The organism is Bacteroides fragilis NCTC 9343 (assembly GCF_000025985.1).
GTDB lineage: Bacteria > Bacteroidota > Bacteroidia > Bacteroidales > Bacteroidaceae > Bacteroides > Bacteroides fragilis.
This window is the reverse complement of record NC_003228.3, coordinates 1,463,971-1,484,313: the sequence shown is the minus strand read 5'-3', so window position 1 is coordinate 1,484,313 and position 20,343 is coordinate 1,463,971. Positions and strand designations below refer to the sequence as shown.

Genomic DNA, 20,343 nt, shown 5'->3' with positions numbered 1-20,343 from the left:
GTAATAAAGCATAAAGGGACTTATCACAATTTGTGATAAGTTTCCCTATATACCTATTTTATAGATACTTCTTTATAGATTTTTTCAATGCCGACAAACTTCTTGTCAAGCCCCTGCATATCGTTACTGATTTTATTATTGGTAATGCGGGCGTATATCTGTGTCGTTTCTATATTGGTGTGTCCCAACATCTTACTAACGGTTTCAATAGGAACACCCTTTGCAAGCGTGGTGGTCGTGGCAAAAGTATGCCTTGCAAGGTGAAATGTCAAGTTCTTTTTAATTCCGCATACATCCGCTATTTCTTTCAAATACGCATTAAGTTTTTGATTGCTGATAATAGGAAGTACCTTACCATTCGGCAATTTACCTTTGTACTTTTCCAGTATCATTTTAGGAATGTCCAGCAAGGGGACATTCACGTCTATATTCGTTTTCTGACGTTTGGTAATTATCCACAAATTACCGTCAAAGGATTTACGGATATTATCTTCCTTTAAGTTTGCTACATCCACATAAGCCAAACCACTGAAACAGGAAAAGATAAAAACATCACGCACCTGTTCCAACCGTTCGGAAACCATTTTCTTTTTGAGGATGATTTTTATTTCATCCTCTGTTAAATATCCCCTATCCACTTTTTCCAAACGTATTTTATAGTTGGCGAACGGGTCACCTATCAGGATGCCATTATTACGGGCTATCAGGATAATGCGTTTGAAGAACTGCATGAACTTGGCGGTCGTATTAAAGCCACATTTGCAGGTGGTACGCAAATATAACTCGAAGTCGGTAATGAACATCGGGGTTATTTCCTTTATAGAAATATCCGACAGGTTATATTTGCTTTGGATGAACTCTGCAAGATGGCGGCGGGTCACTTCATATTTACGATAAGTGGCAATCGTCTTGGATATGCCGACCAACTGTTTCACATCATCATTGTGCTTCTGGAAAAGGTTAAGTATGGTGTCGTGGTTCTCGCTATGACCTAAAAATTCATTCTTCACCTTTTCGGCGGTAACATAATTGTCACGCCGTTGCATTTCGTGGTAAATAGTGTTCAAAGATGCGTTTATATCATCCAGCATACGGTTTATGCGGATAGCTTCCGCAGAACGTCCGGCGGCTTTGCCTGCCTTGCCATCCCAAAGTTTGGGTTGAACGTCCAGCTTGGAATTAAAACGGCTTGCCACACCATCAATCGTGATACGGACGAAAATAGGGTAACTGCCATTGATTTTTTGCTTGTCCTTTTTCACGAAGAAAAGGACGTTGAATGTACTCTTCATAAACTCACTTTTTTGGTTACAAAACTACGTTAATTAGCTCAAAGTGAAGTTTATACAGGCTCGCCAAATAGCGACAGAAGTTCGCCAATTTCGGACTAAGTGTACCCCTTTTAGACTTTCGGTTGTCGGGGGTACGAATTAGGTTACTAACTTTGTCTTTTAGGGGCTAAATGATGTCCGGTAGGGCAGACATAAGGGGATAAAAAAAGTCCCACAAATCGTTGAATTTGTGGGACTTGTCTGCTTACTGTCCGGTTTTGTCCGGTTAGTTCAGCGGAGAGACAGGGATTCGAACCCCGGGTACCTCGCAGTACAACGGTTTTCAAGACCGCCGCAATCGACCACTCTGCCACCTCTCCAAAACTACGGTTAAGTAGTGCTTTTCTCTTAAAGCGATGCAAAGGTACGAATCATTTTTAAATCCACAAACATTTTGCCATTTTTTTCGTGGAATAATCGTATTTTTGCGGAACAATTCAATTGAAACTGTTATATAGATAAATTAGATAATCCATGATATATCCCCAGAATTTTGAGCAGAAAATAGGATTCGACCAAATCAGACAATTATTAAAAGACAAATGTCTCAGCACATTAGGAGAAGAGAGAGTGAATGAAATGAATTTTTCCGATCACTTTGAAGAAGTTGATGAACTGCTGAATCAGGTTGCAGAGTTTGTTCGCATCATACAAGAGGAAGATAACTTTCCCGACCAATTTTTTTTCGATGTCCGTCCCTCTTTGAAACGAATCCGGATAGAAGGAATGTACATGGACGAACAAGAATTGTTTGATCTACGACGTTCGTTGGAGACCATCCGGGACATCGTCCGTTTCCTGCAGCGCAATGATGAAGAAGAATCGGATTGTCCCTACCCCAGCCTGAAAAAACTGGCCGGTGACATAACTGTCTTTCCACAACTTATCACCAAGATTGATGGCATTTTAAATAAATATGGCAAAATCAAGGATAATGCTTCGACCGAACTGTCACGCATCCGACGGGAACTGGCTAACACGATGGGAAGTATCTCACGTTCGCTTAACAGCATACTCCGAAACGCACAATCCGAAGGCTATGTGGACAAAGACGTGGCACCAACCATGCGCGACGGTCGATTGGTTATTCCGGTGGCTCCGGGATTAAAACGTAAAATCAAAGGAATCGTCCACGATGAATCGGCCAGCGGAAAAACTGTATTTATCGAACCAGCGGAAGTAGTGGAAGCCAACAACCGTATCCGTGAACTGGAAGGGGATGAACGCCGGGAGATCATCCGTATCCTGACTGAGTTCTCTAACACCCTGCGTCCTTCTATCCCGGAAATACTGCAATCGTATGAATTTCTTGCCGAGATAGACTTCATTCGTGCCAAAAGTCACTTCGCCATCCAAACAAACAGTATCAAACCCAGCCTGGAGAACGAGCAATTATTGGACTGGACAATGGCCGTCCACCCACTATTACAACTTTCTCTTGCCAAACATGGAAAGAAAGTAGTGCCATTGGACATAGAACTGAACCTCAAACGGCGTATCCTTATTATATCCGGTCCCAACGCAGGAGGTAAATCCGTATGTCTGAAAACAGTCGGGTTACTACAATATATGCTGCAATGCGGCATGCTCGTACCCATGCACGAACGAAGTCATGTAGGCCTGTTTGGCAGTATCTTCATCGACATCGGTGATGAACAATCCATTGAAGACGATTTGAGTACCTATTCTTCACACTTGACCAATATGAAAATCATGATGAAGAACTGCAACGAACGAAGTCTGATTTTAATTGACGAATTCGGTGGAGGTACAGAACCCCAGATCGGCGGAGCTATTGCCGAAGCTGTACTGAAACGATTCAACATAAAGGGTACTTTCGGTGTTATAACTACACACTACCAGAATCTAAAACATTTTGCAGAGGATCACGAAGGTGTAGTAAACGGTGCCATGCTATATGACCGTCATCTGATGCAGGCACTTTTCCAACTTCAGATCGGTAATCCGGGTAGTTCATTCGCTGTAGAAATCGCTCGTAAAATCGGATTACCGGAGGATGTGATCACAGATGCTTCTGAGATTGTGGGAAGTGAATATATCAATGCCGACAAATATTTGCAGGATATCGTACGTGACAAACGTTACTGGGAAGGAAAGCGTCAGACTATCCGCCAGCGCGAAAAGCATATGGAAGAAACCATTGCCCGCTATCAGGCTGAGATGGAAGAATTACAAAAGTCGAGAAAAGAGATCATCCGTCAGGCAAAAGAGGAGGCGGAGCGGTTGTTGCAAGAATCAAATGCACGTATCGAGAATACCATCCGTACCATAAAAGAGGCACAGGCTGAAAAAGAAAAAACACGTCTGGTACGCCAGGAACTGGCGGACTTCCGTGAATCGATAGACAACCTGACTTCCAAGGAACAGGAAGATAAGATAGCCCGAAAGATGGAGAAGCTGAAAGAGAAGCAAAACCGCAAGAAGGAGAAAAAGCAAAACGGCACCAAAGAACAGCCGACAGTTCAGCAAACTCCCAAAGCGACTCCCATCACCGAAGGGTGTCCGGTACGTATCAAAGGACAAAGTTCGGTCGGAGAAGTACTTGAAATCAACGGGAAGAATGCCGTGGTAGCCTTCGGCAGCATCAAAACAACTGTAAAGACGGAGCGGCTGGAACGCAGCAACGCAATCCCCCAAAAACAAGAGTCTGCCAAAAGTTCTTTTGTCAGCAACCAGACTCAGGACAGCATGTACGAAAAAAAGCTGAACTTCAAGCAAGATATCGATGTACGGGGAATGCGAGGAGACGAAGCTCTACAAGCTGTAACCTACTTTGTAGACGACGCCATCCTGGTCGGTATGAGCCGGGTACGCATCCTACATGGGACCGGTACGGGTATCCTGCGTACCCTTATCCGCCAATATTTGCAAACCATACCGGGAGTCCGCCATTTTGCCGACGAACATATCCAATTGGGAGGTGCAGGTATCACGGTAGTCGATTTGGCATAAAAAAAGAAGAATATGAAGAATAACCTGTTAAGTGAAAGATTAGTTTATAACGGTGAGAGCCAGACTCCCACCCACCTGCATTTATGTACTTACAACGCTCTTGTGATGCAGGAGGTTTCAGGTGTCAATTTCCAGACTGTCGCCAATTCTCTCAACCGCGAGCAGATCAACTGGCTGCAGGTGCACGGACTTCAGAACACCGAAGTCATCCGGGAAATATGCAGTCACTTTGAAATAGACTTTCTTATCCTTCAGGATATTCTGAATGCCGAGCATCCCACTAAAATAGAGGAGCATGACAAGTACACGGTGCTTATCATGAAGCTATTCCGCTTCAACAACAAAGAAGAGAAAAGCCCGGAAGATGAACTGGATGAACTGGAACAGCAACAAGTATGCATCATCCAAGGAAGCAACTTTGTACTCACCTTCCTGGAAAACGAAACCGACTTCTTTGACGATGTCACCTCCGCCCTTCACAATGATGTACTAAAAATACGGGGCAGACAAAGCGACTACCTGCTCAGTGTCTTACTAAACAGCATAATGGGGAATTACATCGCCACCGTATCTACCATCGACGACTCCCTGGAAGACCTGGAAGAAGAATTGCTCACCATCAGTGACGGTAACGATATCGGCATCCAGATACAGGCACTCCGCCGGCAGTACATGCTGATGAAGAAAGCCATTCTTCCATTAAAGGAACAATACGTGAAACTCCTGAGGGCGGAAAACTCCCTGATGCACAAAGTGAACCGTGCTTTCTTCAATGATGTCAACGACCATCTGCAATTCGTATTGCAAACCATCGAAATATGCCGGGAAACCCTATCGTCCCTGGTTGATCTTTACATATCCAACAATGACTTGCGGATGAATGATATCATGAAGCGCCTCACCATTGTTTCCACCATCTTTATTCCGTTGACTTTTCTTGTCGGAGTGTGGGGAATGAACTTCAAGATTATGCCCGAATTAGACTGGCGATATGGATATGTATATGCCTGGATATTGATGCTCCTGGTGGGCGGAGCCGTATACTGGTTTTTCCGAAAGAAGAAATGGTATTAAGTTACCAAAAATTTTGAAAAAACAATTACCTTTGCGCAACAACCTAATTAGCTAATATGAAATCAATAAAAGAACTCTATCGCATTGGAACCGGACCTTCGAGCAGTCACACCATGGGACCTCGCAAGGCAGCAGAAATGTTCCTCACACGACATCCTGAAGCAGCATCGTTCAAAGTGACCCTCTACGGAAGCCTGGCGGCGACAGGAAAAGGACACATGACGGATGTAGCCATCATTGACACACTGAAACCTACTGCACCGGTAGATATTATATGGCAACCCAAAATCTTTCTTCCTTTCCATCCGAACGGAATGAATTTTGTGGCACTTGATGCCGGCGGCAATGAACTGGAAAACTGGACTGTCTACAGTGTAGGGGGAGGTGCATTGGCCGAAGACAACAAACAGCCGTCTATTGAAAGCCCGGAAGTATACTCCATGAACAGCATGACCGAAATTCTGGATTGGTGCGAACATACCGGAAAAAGTTACTGGGAATACGTGAAAGAATGCGAAGATCCTGATATATGGGACTATCTGAAAGAAGTATGGGATACGATGAAGGAGTCTGTCCAGCGTGGTCTCGAACAAGAAGGAGTGCTGCCCGGCCCATTGAACCTGAGACGTAAAGCTTCCACATATTATATCCGCGCTACCGGATACAAGGCTTCTTTGCAGTCACGCGGATTGGTATTTGCCTACGCGCTTGCCGTAAGTGAAGAGAATGCCTCGGGAGGCAAAATCGTAACAGCGCCCACATGCGGATCGTGCGGAGTGATGCCTGCCGTTCTTTATCATCTTGCCAAAAGCCGTGAATTCAGTGAGATGCGTATCCTTCGCGCATTGGCAACAGCCGGATTGATAGGTAACATCGTCAAGCAAAATGCTTCCATCTCCGGAGCAGAAGTAGGCTGCCAAGGAGAAGTAGGCGTGGCATGTGCCATGGCATCGGCTGCCGCCAACCAGCTATTCGGAGGAAGTCCGGCTCAAATTGAATATGCTGCCGAAATGGGACTGGAACATCACTTGGGCATGACTTGTGATCCGGTATGCGGATTGGTACAGATTCCTTGTATCGAGCGTAATGCTTATGCGGCCGCCCGCGCATTGGACGCCAATCTATACTCTTCATTTACCGATGGAATGCACCGTGTCTCTTTCGACAAAGTAATACAAGTGATGAAACAAACCGGCCACGACCTACCCTCACTTTATAAAGAAACAAGTGAAGGCGGACTGGCAAAGGATTATAAGCCGATGTAAAAAGCAATTCCCCATAAAGCGCAAGAGGATGTGCAAAACTCACCACAGATTGCACATCCTCTTGTTTTTACTATTCACATGCCTCGGGCGGCACATTCAACCTTTAAACCCTGGGCCAATGTGTGTCGTCACCGTTGGTAACATCTTTTTCGTGCAGCAAACCACCGCCTTCCGAAAAATACAAGTCTACCTTTTTACCCTGTTCCACAGTTACCACAAATTCCGTAGAAGGTTCATTCGGATATTCCAATATCACCACATCATCCACTACCCAATTGTTGTAACTCGACTCCATAAAAGCCGTCAACACTGCCGGCGGCAGGTTATTGATACTGTTCAACTCTGTTTCCGTCATCAGCCAGTTGGCATTGGCATCGAACCAAACTTCCTTCTCTCTGCCGTCCGCCTGACAGTCGGCTACGTAATAGACGCCCTTTTGCTCCCATTTAATGGCAGTGGCATTGGGATAAAGCTTCTTCAGTGCATCCTGAATGGCCTGGCTCGGCGGAAGATATCCCGTATCGTCATCATCGCCACACGAACTGAAAGCAAACACGACCGACAGCAACACGGCTGTCAACAAACTAAATTTCAAAAATTTCATAATCAAGGTCTTTTTTTAATAGGTTTATTCCAATTTATCAATGCTCCGCTTTACGAAACTTACCGTCTTTGGTAAACTTCAGGCTCAAATCCGTATTCAACTCGACTTCATACCCCTTGCGGTCGCGCTCTATCTGAGTCACAAACTCAGAGTGATACCCATTGGCTTTCATATATTCCTTCACGAAGTCAGGAACAATTGTTGCAGGAACAGCCGCTTTTTTACAATCCACTTCAATCCAGTTGCCCCGGTTATCAAAGTCGATCTCGGTTGCATTAGTCAACAACACATCGTACTTCTTTGTTTGCAGAATCTCATTTTCTATCTTAATATGCGAAATCTGCGGATTGGAAAAGTGCCGATTAATAAAATTACGTGCCGGAAGAGGCAATTTCATCGCATCTTTTGTGATGATATCACCTGCAAATGCAAATTGGACGGCTGCAATGGCCAATACAAGAATAGACAAAATCTTCTTCATAATCGTTATTTTTTTAGTGTCAATAATAAGTTTCGGAACTATTTCACACTGCAAATAACGAGATAGAAACGGGAAAGATTTGGGAATAAATAAAGAGAAGGGTTCTTTTTGTATTTTTTAACGGGCGGATGTATCTTCATCGTACACCTCTTCCAGAAGCTCTTCTTTCTTCATACTTATTTTTCCATCGGGTGAGATCGTGATGGAGATAGGTACATACAGGTCTGTCTGCGGATAGCAGATACTGGCAGCATAGACTATTCCCTCAGGAGTCGTTTTATCATAAACAATCCCTTCCAGGATAGATTTCGCCATAAAATCATCGCCTATCAGAGACTCGAACTGCTTTTTGGTAAAAGTACGGCTGAAAACACGTTCGTTTCCACGCGTCAGCCTAAGCACTATCTGATTGTCGACATACGTATTCCCCATCTGGCTTACCACCCGGGGAAGCGAATCATTGGGCGTACGGGAAATAAACGAATGGTACTCTTTGCCTTTATATTTAATATCTACCTCGCTCTTACGGGCCGTCATGCGCTGCACTCCATGTGCATCGGTGCTATCCTGCATCAAAACACGGATATCGCTCTTTTTCTTTTCAGCCGAACCGGAACAAGCTGCGACAGCCATAAGCATTGCCAACCCAAGCAGATAAATAAGCTTTTTCATATTCGAATTATCAGTTTATTAAATCGTACGGCAAAGGAACAAAAAGCGGGGGAAATATACAAGTATTTTGGTAATTAGTAATTGATGATTAGTGATGGACCGGTCACCATGTCGATGCCCGCCCCATCACTAATCATCAATGCTGAAGCTTATCTTCCGCCTCCTCTTCTCTGCTCCCGCTCGGCCTGCTTCTTGGTATAAGCAGCATACTGGTCTTTCGTCATAATTTTCTTCAGACCAGCCTCGTAGGACTCACGCGAAGCTTTCATCTCCTGACGCATCTTTTCTCTGTCCTCTTTGGACATGCGAGGAGCTTTTCTCCTATCCTGTTTACAAGTGCAGCTGTCGGTAGCCTGACTCTGCCCCTTCTTACCTTGTCTCATTTCCGGCTTCATTCTTCCGGGACGCTCTCCCATCTTTTGTACGAAAGCCATATTGACCTCAAGCAACTCTTTCTTCTGAGTTTCATTCAAAGAGTATTCTTTCGCCATACGCTCGGTCATGCGTTCGGCACGTGTTTTCGGGTCCATATCCTGACCGCCTCTGCGCGGACCTTGTGCCATCACCATTCCTCCCATCATTAATAGGGCTGCTAATAAAAAACTTATTCTTTTCATTGTTCTTTCCTTTTTTAAGTTATCAAATAATCATCTGTCTTTTTTGTTGCAACTGTCTATATGACTAAAAAGTAAGAGGGAAGTTTAAAGGTGAGGGCAACTTTAACAAAACGCAAACTTCTTTCTATTTTGATTAGATAACTCGAGTTCACACACTAACGACTCTTAGGTACTGGATGCGGATAAGGAAGGGGGGGTAAAGCAGCGTTCTGTCATATTGATAATCGAATGGTTCCAGATTGGCTTTTTTCCGGGCAAAGGTAGGGTGAAGCGATTTTTTCGCCTCCTTTTCCCGTCAGCAATTTCCGTTTTATCACTTTAAGTTCCTGTTTCTATGCAAAGAAGCGGTTCTTCAAGAAAGAAAAGAGCAAAAAGGACAGTATTCAATCCTGATGCTTCCCTTTTATCTTTTTCAGCATGTTCATTTCCGGAGAGCAACCAGAAAGAAATCCTTCTTTTTTCCTCTTCGGAACAATTACAATATATGTAATGAGGGAAAACATATAGAGATATTCCAAAAAGAAGTAAGCATTTTCTCAACTTGCTTACGTCTTTCGGAGCAAATGCTTACTTCTTTTTCGGAAAACACCGGCACTTCCCGACCCAAACACCGGCTTTCGGACATCAAAAGCCTGCTTTCTGAGGAAAAAACGCCCTGTTTTGGCACCTCCGCTCCTCCCGTTTGACTTGAACCGCAAAAGACCCGGTTACTCCCCAAGGGATATTCTTCTCTTTCTGACAGCTAAAAGAAGAAAAAGGTATCAAAACGAAAGCCACTCCCCATTTATCGGGCACCGGACATACGAAACAAGGCAGCCTATAAGATTTCATCTATCAGCCGATAAATATTATCAATTGGATTTTTTGCTGAAACGGGAAAATTCGCCCTATTTTTGCATCGGAAACAAATAAGAATGAATCTAAATAAGAAACAATTATGGAACCAATTATCAACTCACAGATGCCTGAATTCAAAGTACAGGCTTTTCAGAACGGAAGTTTTAAAACAGTAAGCAGCGAAGACGTAAAGGGAAAATGGGCTATTTTCTTCTTCTACCCGGCGGACTTCACCTTTGTGTGCCCGACCGAACTGGTAGACGTTGCCGAGAAATACGAACAGTTTCAGGCTATGGGTGTAGAAGTATACTCGGTAAGCACCGACTCACACTTCGTACACAAAGCATGGCACGATGCTTCGGAAAGCATCCGTAAGATCAAATATCCGATGTTGGCAGACCCGACAGGCGTATTGAGCCGTGGATTCGGTGTGATGATCGAAGAAGACGGAATGGCTTACCGCGGAACGTTCCTCGTCAATCCGGAAGGAAAAATCAAGATTGCCGAGATACAGGATAACAACATCGGACGTAATGCCGACGAGTTGCTCCGCAAAGTAGAGGCCGCACAGTTTGTAGCTACTCACGACGGAGAAGTTTGCCCCGCTAAATGGAAAAAAGGCGAAGCAACCCTGAAACCGAGCATCGACCTGGTCGGTAAGATCTAAACAGCAATCCTATGAAGACCGGTATCCCCCATATCGGTCTTTTTTAGCTCTTGACGATAAATCTTTCTAAATCATTCATCTCTAATCAATCTTCGATATAATGTTAGACTCAGCTATAAAAGAACAATTACGTACCATCTTCGCCGCATTGGAGGCGAACTATACATTCGACATCACCGTCTCACCGCAACACGAAAGCCGCACCGAACTTCTGGAACTCCTGAACGATGTGGCATCCTGCTCCGAGAAACTCTCTTGCCGGATCAATGAAGGCAAAGGACTGGAATTTACACTTCTCAAAGGAGAACACAGGACAGGTATCACCTTCCGGGCCGTTCCCAATGGGCATGAATTCAGTTCCCTACTGCTTGCCATCCTGAATACGGACGGAAAAGGAAAGAACTTTCCGGACGAAGGCATCTGCAACCGGGTAAAATCATTGAAAGGACCTGTCCGCCTGACAACTTACGTGTCACTGACCTGTACCAACTGCCCCGACGTGGTGCAGGCACTCAACGCCATGACCACGCTGAACGGACAGATTCAGCACCAGACTGTGGACGGAGCCATCAACCAGGCGGAAGTAGAGGCACTGAAAATACAGGGGGTTCCTTCTGTCTTCGCAGACGGTAAACTGATCCACGTGGGGCGTGGTGACTTTGGCGAACTGTTGGCCAAACTGGAAGAACAATATGGAACGGAGACGAACAGTGCGGAAACTTCCATCAAAAAATATGATGTGATTGTAGCCGGCGGAGGTCCGGCCGGTTCGGCTGCTGCCATCTATTCGGCCCGTAAAGGCTTGAATGTAGCGGTCATTGCCGAACGGATCGGCGGACAAGTAAAAGAAACAGTAGGCATAGAGAACCTGATCTCCGTACCTTCGACAACCGGAAGCCAGTTGGCCGATAATCTGAAAACCCACATGTCACAATATCCCATCGATTTGCTCGAACATCGCCAGATCGAAAAGATAGAGCTTGATGGAAAGGATAAGGTTCTGACAGCCAAAGGAGGAGAACGTTTCTCAGCTCCGGCGGTAATCGTTGCCACCGGTGCAAGCTGGCGCAAACTGAACGTACCGGGCGAAGCGGAATATATCGGCCGTGGGGTGGCTTTCTGTCCACACTGCGACGGACCTTTCTACAAAGGGAAGCAGGTGGCTGTCGTGGGGGGAGGAAATTCCGGAATCGAAGCAGCCATCGACCTGGCAGGTATCTGCTCCAAAGTTACGGTGCTCGAGTTTATGGACGAGCTGAAAGCGGATCAGGTTTTACAGGAAAAACTGAAAAGCCTGCCGAATGTAGAAGTTCTTGTTCACTCGCAGACAACCGAAGTGGTAGGCAATGGAGATAAGGTGACCGGCATCCGTGTCAAAGACCGCAAAACAGAAGAAGAACGGGTGATCAGCCTGGATGGCATCTTTGTACAGATAGGTTTGGTAGCCAATAGTGGTATTTTCCGCGATGTGGTTGAGGTAAATCGTCCGGGCGAGATCGTGATCGATGCACATTGCCGTACCAACGTGCCGGGAATTTATGCTGCCGGAGACGTTTCCACCGTCCCCTACAAACAGATTATCATCGCAATGGGAGAAGGCGCCAAAGCCGCATTAGCCGCATTCGAGGATCGGATGCGAGGAGAAATTTAAACGACAGGATAATATCAAGGGGGCATTTATTCACCACAGGGTAACACAGAGTTCCACAGAGTGAGTATTAAGTCACGGATTGTCGACATGAATACTCTGGGTTATTCTGCGTTACTTCGTGTTATTCTGTGTTACTCTGTGGTGAAACATTACTTAATCTTAAATGTCACCAGCAGTCCTTTATGGTCGGTTGGCCATACATCCAACGGTAACAGGAAATTATCTTTTGATGTCTCCTGCACTCTCTTATTACGTACGATAGAGCCTTTCGGGCCAAAGACAATCGCTTTCTTTGCTTCAAGATTCTTTCCTTTGTAGAAAATAAAGTCGATACGGTCACGTTCGTCCGCTTTCGGTGCCCATGTCAGTTTACCGGGTTCTTTCAACGGATTATCTGCCGGATATGTAAATCCCGGATGAGTCAGTGGATTCGGATAAATGTGACGATATGTATCCACAAACCCGTTTTGCTCTAGCAATGTAGTTACTGTCCAGGGAATTACCAGACCATTGTGATCGTACAGATTCTTATTAGCCTCAATCCAATCCAGATGTGACGGTTCATTAAAGTCACCGCCTATAATCACGCTATAACCATTTGCAATATCCTTTTGAGCCTGTGCAATGAACATCTTGATGGCATCGTCACGCTGAGAAGCCACATTCACCTTCAAAACTTCTTCTACAGTAGTCGGAATAGGTATCTCTTTCCAGCTGGAACCATCATAACCCCGTACGTTGTAGTAAGCACAATCCAGGTAATCCAAATGGCTGGTGTAGACTGCCACCTTGTGTCCGTTTACGGAACTTGTCAGCCTGTAGATACTTCCGTGGTCTCCGTTTTCGGGGAATACAGTGAGCGAGTCTGTGATCGGATGCTTACTCAGCAACCCTGTGTCATACGTATAGAAAGAATAATAATCCAGTCCTTTCTCTTTCAGAGAAGCCACAATACGCTCGTTAAAACGAGTGTTATGATAATTACGCACTTCGCTGAATGTCACAAAGTCGGGTTGCAAGCGCACTATCTCATTAACGATTGCATCATATCCTCCCGGAACCATTGTACCTTCCTGCCATACATTCCATTGCAGAACCGTAAACTCACCCTTTCCTTTACTTTGTCCCGTCATGGCGACAAGCAGGAAAAGCGTCATAAAAATAATCTTTTTCATTTTATCAAATTTATATTATGTGCATTGTTTTTCTTCAGGTTGTGACAGTAGTGTTTATTTGAAAACCTGTATCATGGGACGTCCTATCCAGACTTGAGGTTGCTTCACTCCAAAAACGTATCCCATGGTGGCAGCAGTATCAAACTGCATCATGCTTTCCTGGAACTCTCCCCCTTTTCTGACATTCTTACCGGCAATGATAAAAGGTATCTCTACCTCCTGGAGTGTAATCCCCCCATGCCCTTTTTTAATGCCACCGTGATCGGCTGTCATCATGATAATCGTATCATCATATATTCCGGCCTCTTTAATGGCAGCAATGATACGTCCCACATAACCGTCCAGTTCTTTCAGCTTTTCATAATAGCCCGGAGTGTCGTGCCCGACAGCATGACCGGTATGATCCAACTGATCGAAGCAAACTGCAAACATGGCAGGCTTTTTATCTTTGATATACTTCTCAGCCATCTCGCAGAGAGCAGTCGGGCATTTATCATAATCAGGAGCTTGTGCATGGTAACTCAGTGCCAGTGTATCGACCAGGTATTTAATTCCTTCCCACTCGTACAGGCAACCGGTCTCAGCCTCCGGATACTGTTGACGCATAACCGAAAAGATAGTAGGAGAAATACCATGTTCATTGACAACCCGCGATGGTATCTCGGGCGTACGCGAACCCCATTCTGTATATCCATGAAGTTCAGTACCCACTCCCATAAACATGGAAGCCCAGTTAATAGCGCTCGATGATGGAAATACGCTACGTTTATGAAGTGTGTAGCATCCTTCGTCCATCAGGCTTTTAATGTTGGGTATGTCTGCCTTGGGCACACTATACGCACCCCAGCCGTCCAACGCAATCAATACTACATGTTTTGCCTGCCGTTTAGCCGCCCAAGCCACATTGCAGAATCCGATCACAAGCAAACATACTAAAACAAATAACTTTTTCATGGTATTCTATCTATATTTAAGTTTTGTCTTTTGTGTATCTTCTATTCTTTAATGAAATCGGCAGGATAGGTTACCTGTTGTACGACCCCTTCCTTCAGGCGTATCCACGTATGGAAACTATTTGCATTTTCATCCAACTCAATCACTCTCGCACCATTTGTAAGGTGATTATATACTGTGTTGCCACCCGTATAGCGTCCGTATGCCAGCAAGATTCCCTTCCATGACACGGCATAATCATCATCGTGGTCGTGTCCCACAAATACACCTCTCACATCTCCCATCTCTTTCATGGCGGCAAACAAGCCCGAATTTAACTGGGGAGCGCATGCTTTTTCTTTACGAATGCCATAAAGTATTGCACTCTCGGAAGAGGCAGCCTGATTATACTCCGGCAAAGCTATATGAAAAAACGCATACGACGAAACCGGAACGCCATTATTTTCTTCAGTAAACTTCTTACTGTTCTCACGATACCACTGTATTTGGTCAAATTTGATGTAATCGTATCCATTCACTCCCTTGATCTGTGAATAAGAATGAGAGTCGATACAATAAAGAACCGTTGCATTGCGCTTGCCGTCGGAAGCCTTCACCGGTAAGATAAAATTTGTCACTCCCGAAATACCCGGAGTAGTCTGTGTCAGGTTAAAAGGAACAGATTGGATGATCTTCAACAATTCTTCACGGCTCAGTCCCTGTTCGTTATCATGGTTACCGAAAGTCACCGCAAAAGGGATTTTTCTTTTAGATACCAGATTCAGCACTGTACGCATTCCTTCTTCCGCCGGTTTACCATAAATCACATCTCCCGTAAAAAGAACAAGGTCGGGCTTTTCCATATCCAATACCTGATTGATACGTTCGATCGATACATCCGAACGAGGATCATTATAGATATAATGAACATCGGTAAACTGGACAATCTTAAACTTACCGTCTTTGTTAAACTGAAGAGTCTGTTGCTGTGCATTTGCCAGCTGAAGGCTTCCCAACAGGATAGCCAACAATAAATAAATTCGTTTCATGGGTTTGATTATTTAGGTATAAAGAAGGGAGGATGTGTCAAAATTTACCATAGATGACACATCCTCTTGTCTTCAAAAGAGTAATGTTTACTGGAGAATCCACATTAACTTGTTCACATCGTCCGAACCATTGTACTGACGCTGAACAGCTTCGTTGGCATTATCAGGATTGTAACTGAACTCAGCTTCCGGATACATCCATCTTGTAGGAATCTTATTTTTTTCCGTATTCAGGTTGGTACTCGGGTTGATAGGCAATACCGGATATCCGGTACGGCGATAATCATAATAAGCATCATACGGATGCTGCAGGAACGAGGCGAGATAACGTTGCAGCAAAATCATTTCCAGATCTTTCTCCTTGTCGCCGGACAACTGTATAACCGGTTGTGCCAGATACTCCTGGATATATTCTTGCGTTATGGTACGTCCGTGAGTATATTCTTCTTTATCGGGGGTATTGTCTGCTATGAAATTCATGCTGGCTTCTATACCTTTCTTATAATAAGTAGAAGCATCTTCCGAAATCCAGCCACGTACAGCTCCTTCTGCCAGAATAAAATTCTGTTCTGCATAACTCAGCCGCATCAAAGGCTCACCTTCCGGAACACGGGTATAGCGGAGGTTTGCCAGGCAGAACTCACCTTTTCCGTACAGCACGGAGATATTTGAATAGCTGTCCGAGGGATCAATCGAAAGATAAGCATCCCACTCGGAATCCTTTATACCTTTATCTGTCTGGGCTTTGGCGGGAGAAGCATAATAGAACATACGATAATCGTTGAACTTCTTCAGGTTATCGATAATCACACTCGACATCATCAGATAATCAGAATGTTTGTTCTGAGTGTAATAGAACGGATAAAGCTGTCCGGCCTTATTAGAGTATACCAACTGGAAGTTGTCCGCATTCGAAGTCATCAGTGAGCCCGAAGATACCAGACGGGCAAAGCGTTCTTTCACTTTCAGATCCGCATCCGTATCTTTCTTACACAAGTGAGTCAGCACTTTCAGTTCGAAGGCGACTACAGTCTTTTTCCAGTTTTCGGTGTCACCGCCAAAAATAGGATCACCGTCAAAGTCACTGCCCGATGAGAATAAAGTATACGCTTCTTCCAAATCTTCCAAGACTTGGCGCATCACCTCTTTCTGTGTATCGTATTTGGGTTTCTGAACGCCCTCTTCACCTTTCAATGCATCACTGTAAGGAATATCACCCACTTCCAGCGATTTATAGAACAGTTTATAGGCTTTCATAAACTTAGCCAGAGCTGCATACGAATCTTTATCTCCCTCATTGGCTGCATCGACCATCTTCTGACAGTTTGTAAGAATGGTATAGCCGTCAAAATCTGTCCTGCCAAACAAATTGTATTGTTCATCCGAAGCATTCTCCGACCATGCAATCTGTTTGCTCAGCATGCTGTGGTACACAAAGTTCTTAGCAGAGCCCTGTTGTGTAATATTCAGGATAAGTTTTGTAGCCAACATAGGTGCTGTCACCTTGGTTGCAGCATCGGGGTTCGTATTCAAATCATCAAACTTGTTACAAGATGCCAGAATCGTAGCACTTGCTGTAAGTAAAAGCAACGTTTTATTTATTAGTTTCATAATTTCCTTTTTTACAAATCAAACTTAACATTAAATCCGACATATCTCATAGAAGGTGAATTCAGGTCATCCGAATCCACATCCGGGTCAGCATACTTAAACTCTTTCATCCAAATCAATAAGTTCTGTCCGATCAAACCGAGTGTAACGCCTTTCATGTGAATCTTTTCACAAACTGACTTAGGCATTGTGTACAACAATGAAAGTTCACGCAATTTCAGGAATGTACAGTCATGCACGTTCTGGTAAACCTTACCACCTGACCATGGATTGTAATTCTTGATATAACTTTCATAGGATACCTGAGTGTCATTCGGTGCAAACACACGTGTATCGCTCACAATCTTTCCGGTTGTGTCGTATTCAACTTTACCCGATACTACTTTCACACCCTGGCCTACATAATTCTTTTTACCGTTCACTACTTCGTCATAACGCCATTTGTTATCACTATCGGGGTGTACACCGGTATTCCACATAGTCTGTTCCGTACGAGAGTAAGCCATACCGCCTACACGTCCGTCCAACGAAATTCCCAATGTCCAGTCTTTATAACGCAAGGTAGTACTGAGTCCCCAGATCCAGTCCGGATACTCATTACCCATCACTGACTGATATTTACTTTGTACCGGATATCCGTTTTCATGGATAATGTTTCCCTGGGGGTCACGTTCCCAATCGTAGATACCATACCAGTCCCAACGCTTGCCGGCAGCTACCCAAGGTTTCTGTGTAGAATATACAGGATCGACTTTCGCATAGAAATAGCGGTCACGGGCCCAGTTGGCATTCACTTCCCAATTCCAGTCTTTCGTCTGAATCAGAGAAGCAGTCAAAGAAACCTCCACTCCTCTACGAACCTGCTCTTCATCATAGTTCACCAATGTTTTAGTAAAACCGGACGAACCGCTGATAGTGGCTTCACGTGTCAGATTGTATTTCAGTTTATTGTAGTAAGAGATATCAAAACGCAAACGGTTGTCCCATACATTGAAGGCAGTACCGATTTCATAAGAACGTGCAGCGGTCGGTTCAAGCGTTGTACTGCGGATCATTTCCGGGTACACGGCTGTATTCATTCCATCCCACACATTCGTGCTTACACTGTAAGCCTGGTTCGTATCATAAATACCCAAGTCGCTCTTCGTTACTGTCCAGGCACCCCTGAGTTTCCAGAAGTTCAGCCATTCGGGCATCTTTAGTAACTGCGACATAATGATACTTCCCGATACAGCCGGATAAAAGTAAGAACGAGTCTCCGAAGGCAAAGTAGACGACCAGTCATTACGTGCCGTTACATCCACAAACACAGTGCTCTTCCATGAAGCTGAGAATTTTCCATAAATAGAGTTTACCTGTTTCTGCTTGTATGAACTTGAAGAGGCAATTGGGTCAACCGATGCTTTCAATGAATAATATCCCGGAATACTCAATCCGTTACGGGTATTCGATGAAATAGCGTCATCATAATAATAGTAGATCGTACCTCCGACAAAACCGTCGATAGCAAAATCACCGAAGCTGTGATTGGCAGACAGCAAAGCGTCACCATTGAAACTGAATCCGGTGGATTTGGATGTATAGAAGTATCCGTTCTTGTCCCATCCGCCGCGGGCGCTCATTGCGTTTTTCTTTTCCGTACGGCTGGCATAAGCATCGGCACCGGCTCTCATCGAAAAGTTCAACCAAGGCATGATGTCATATTTACCGGACAAGTAAGTGTTTACTTTATCGTAGTCATTGGATGAAGTCATTTCATGAGCCAGATAATAAGGATTATCATACCACACATCGTTCATCCAGTTCTGCTCTTCGTCTTTCTTTCTCCAATAGTTTTTATAGTCGCGTACATCATAATCGGTACCCGTCCATACCAACAGGTTGTAGATGTATCCACCACCACCATAGCCGGCTCCTTCTCCATTCGGATAGAAACGCTTGTTATAAATGGCACCACCTTCAAAACTCAGTTTGCCGAACTTCATATCCCCACCTACCGAGTAAGTAATCTTATTCAATCTCTGATTGGGATACTGTCCTTTATTATAAACATGCGACAGAGAAGAACGGAAGCTTCCATATTTACCGGTCTGGCTGATGCTGATGTTATTATTGGTAATGAAACCTGTCTCCAGGAAATTCTTAAAGTTGTCTTTACCTTTCGATACCAATGGCATCTCTTTCCATTCATAAGTATACGGATCATACTGTACAGCTGTACGGCCGATGTCCAGTTTATCACCCCAAACGAAGTCGGCAGCGGTATATTTACCTCCCTGACCGGTACTGTATCCATGTTGTACTTCCGGCAATACCAGATAACCGGCATTGAACATCGTACTGCTGTTTACCGAAATATTAAGTCCCTCCTGACTACCTTTCTTCGTAGTCACCATAATAGCTCCCGAACCTCCGCGGGCACCATACAGGGCCGATGCGGTAGCCCCCTTCAACACGTCAACAGATTCGATATCGTCTGCTGCAATATCATTCAGAGAGATATTGCTATATGGCACACCATCTACTACCAGCAATGGAGTTTCACCACGCAATTTGAGAGTTGGGGCTGTATTGAACTCCGTACTGTTGGTTACATTCAAACCGGCAACTTTACCAGTCAGTGAAGTAGCAATATTAACGGGCTTCACAGTAGACAGCTTACTTCCGCCCACTTTCTGAACGGCATATCCCAATGCCTTTTCTTCCCGCTTGATACCCAAAGCAGTTACAACCACTTCGTCTATCATTTCAGCATCTTCCGCCATCTTAATTTTCAACATGGTTTTTCCGTTCACCGCCACTTCCTGCTGCTGATATCCGATAAAAGAGACGATCAGTACACCATTGGTAGGCACTTCCAATTTAAAGTTACCTTCCACATCCGTAATCGTTCCGGTTCCCTGAGCACCTTTCAATTTGATGTTAGCACCGATTATAGGATCGCCTGCGGTATCTACGATAGTTCCCGAAACCAAAACCGTATTCTTTTTTTGTTGGGGAGATACCGCCAAAGACTGTGCGTCAGCCTCTTTGCGTACATGAAGAGAAATATAATTATCTGCAAAATTATAAGAAATATTATTTTTAGAGAGTACCTCTCTTAGTAAATCGGCCACTCTATGTGTTCCCTTCTTTACAGTTACCTGGCGAGAAGCATTGATTTCTGCATCACTATAGATAAACAGATAATCGGTTTGTTTTTCAATCTCCGCCATAAACTCCTTTAACGGAAGTTGATTTCGAGACATGTTTACCCTTGCATTTTGTGAGCTTACGCTGGCATGTGCCTGAAGAATAAGCAAAAATAACAGCAAGACTGTGCATTTCATAATTCGCAAGATTTGAATAATTTCACGTTGTTTAATTGCATAAGATAACAGCAATAAGTTTTTTTTCATACTTT

15 protein-coding genes and 1 tRNA gene are annotated in these 20,343 nt (G+C 44.4%); 5 read left to right on the top strand and 11 right to left on the bottom strand.

Going from position 1 to position 20,343, the window contains the following annotated elements:
• Positions 1-53: 53 nt before the first annotated feature.
• Both BF9343_RS05660 and BF9343_RS05655 read right to left on the bottom strand, forming a co-directional pair.
• Positions 54-1,292: a site-specific integrase gene (locus tag BF9343_RS05660; protein WP_010992377.1), complete on the bottom strand. Its 1,239-nt coding sequence runs from the start codon at positions 1,290-1,292 to the stop codon at positions 54-56.
• A gap of 274 nt (positions 1,293-1,566) precedes the next feature.
• Positions 1,567-1,651: transfer RNA gene (locus tag BF9343_RS05655), tRNA-Ser, on the bottom strand.
• Between the two features lie 154 nt (positions 1,652-1,805).
• Here BF9343_RS05655 and BF9343_RS05650 point away from each other — a divergent pair.
• The 3 genes from BF9343_RS05650 to BF9343_RS05640 are packed head-to-tail and all read left to right on the top strand — an operon-like array spanning position 1,806 to position 6,643.
• Complete coding sequence (locus BF9343_RS05650) at positions 1,806-4,304, top strand: endonuclease MutS2 (protein ID WP_010992376.1); 2,499 nt, start codon at positions 1,806-1,808, stop codon at positions 4,302-4,304.
• 12 nt (positions 4,305-4,316) lie between these two features.
• Positions 4,317-5,378, top strand: coding sequence for a magnesium/cobalt transporter CorA (corA, locus tag BF9343_RS05645; RefSeq protein WP_005785927.1), 1,062 nt, complete (start codon positions 4,317-4,319; stop codon positions 5,376-5,378).
• A 56-nt stretch (positions 5,379-5,434) separates the two neighbouring features.
• Entirely contained in the window at positions 5,435-6,643 is a 1,209-nt protein-coding gene (locus BF9343_RS05640) for an L-serine ammonia-lyase (protein ID WP_005785925.1), read from the top strand.
• Positions 6,644-6,746: 103 nt separating this feature from the next.
• Here the strand turns inward: BF9343_RS05640 and BF9343_RS05635 are convergent, their stop codons facing one another.
• From BF9343_RS05635 to BF9343_RS05620, 4 genes are all read right to left on the bottom strand, one after another.
• Positions 6,747-7,247, bottom strand: a complete 501-nt coding sequence (locus BF9343_RS05635; RefSeq protein ID WP_005785923.1) for a PepSY-like domain-containing protein — start codon at positions 7,245-7,247, stop codon at positions 6,747-6,749.
• A 37-nt stretch (positions 7,248-7,284) separates the two neighbouring features.
• Complete coding sequence (locus BF9343_RS05630) at positions 7,285-7,728, bottom strand: PepSY-like domain-containing protein (protein WP_005785921.1); 444 nt, start codon at positions 7,726-7,728, stop codon at positions 7,285-7,287.
• Between the two features lie 117 nt (positions 7,729-7,845).
• The gene (locus BF9343_RS05625; RefSeq protein ID WP_005785920.1) at positions 7,846-8,400 is read right to left on the bottom strand and encodes a DUF4738 domain-containing protein; all 555 of its coding nucleotides are present in this window, start codon (positions 8,398-8,400) and stop codon (positions 7,846-7,848) included.
• Between the two features lie 149 nt (positions 8,401-8,549).
• On the bottom strand, positions 8,550-9,017 hold the full coding sequence (locus BF9343_RS05620; protein WP_005816384.1) for a DUF4890 domain-containing protein: 468 nt from the start codon (positions 9,015-9,017) through the stop codon (positions 8,550-8,552).
• A 937-nt stretch (positions 9,018-9,954) separates the two neighbouring features.
• Between BF9343_RS05620 and ahpC the strand changes: the two genes are divergently transcribed.
• Both ahpC and ahpF read left to right on the top strand, forming a co-directional pair.
• A complete protein-coding gene (gene ahpC, locus BF9343_RS05610; RefSeq protein WP_005775969.1) occupies positions 9,955-10,521 on the top strand; it encodes an alkyl hydroperoxide reductase subunit C in 567 nt (188 codons plus the stop codon).
• A 100-nt stretch (positions 10,522-10,621) separates the two neighbouring features.
• Complete coding sequence (gene ahpF / locus BF9343_RS05605) at positions 10,622-12,172, top strand: alkyl hydroperoxide reductase subunit F (RefSeq protein ID WP_005785913.1); 1,551 nt, start codon at positions 10,622-10,624, stop codon at positions 12,170-12,172.
• A 149-nt stretch (positions 12,173-12,321) separates the two neighbouring features.
• Here ahpF and BF9343_RS05600 read toward each other — a convergent pair whose 3' ends face one another.
• The 5 genes from BF9343_RS05600 to BF9343_RS05580 form a co-directional block, all read right to left on the bottom strand.
• The gene (locus tag BF9343_RS05600) at positions 12,322-13,329 is read right to left on the bottom strand and encodes an endonuclease/exonuclease/phosphatase family protein (protein ID WP_005785910.1); all 1,008 of its coding nucleotides are present in this window, start codon (positions 13,327-13,329) and stop codon (positions 12,322-12,324) included.
• A 72-nt stretch (positions 13,330-13,401) separates the two neighbouring features.
• A complete protein-coding gene (locus tag BF9343_RS05595) occupies positions 13,402-14,301 on the bottom strand; it encodes an alkaline phosphatase (RefSeq protein WP_010992375.1) in 900 nt (299 codons plus the stop codon).
• Between the two features lie 41 nt (positions 14,302-14,342).
• Positions 14,343-15,329 (bottom strand): metallophosphoesterase family protein, encoded by a 987-nt coding sequence (locus BF9343_RS05590; RefSeq protein WP_010992374.1) that lies wholly within the window; start codon positions 15,327-15,329, stop codon positions 14,343-14,345.
• 87 nt (positions 15,330-15,416) lie between these two features.
• Positions 15,417-16,940: a SusD/RagB family nutrient-binding outer membrane lipoprotein gene (locus tag BF9343_RS05585; RefSeq protein WP_005795616.1), complete on the bottom strand. Its 1,524-nt coding sequence runs from the start codon at positions 16,938-16,940 to the stop codon at positions 15,417-15,419.
• An 11-nt stretch (positions 16,941-16,951) separates the two neighbouring features.
• Positions 16,952-20,338 (bottom strand): SusC/RagA family TonB-linked outer membrane protein, encoded by a 3,387-nt coding sequence (locus BF9343_RS05580; RefSeq protein ID WP_014298434.1) that lies wholly within the window; start codon positions 20,336-20,338, stop codon positions 16,952-16,954.
• Positions 20,339-20,343 lie beyond the last annotated feature (5 nt).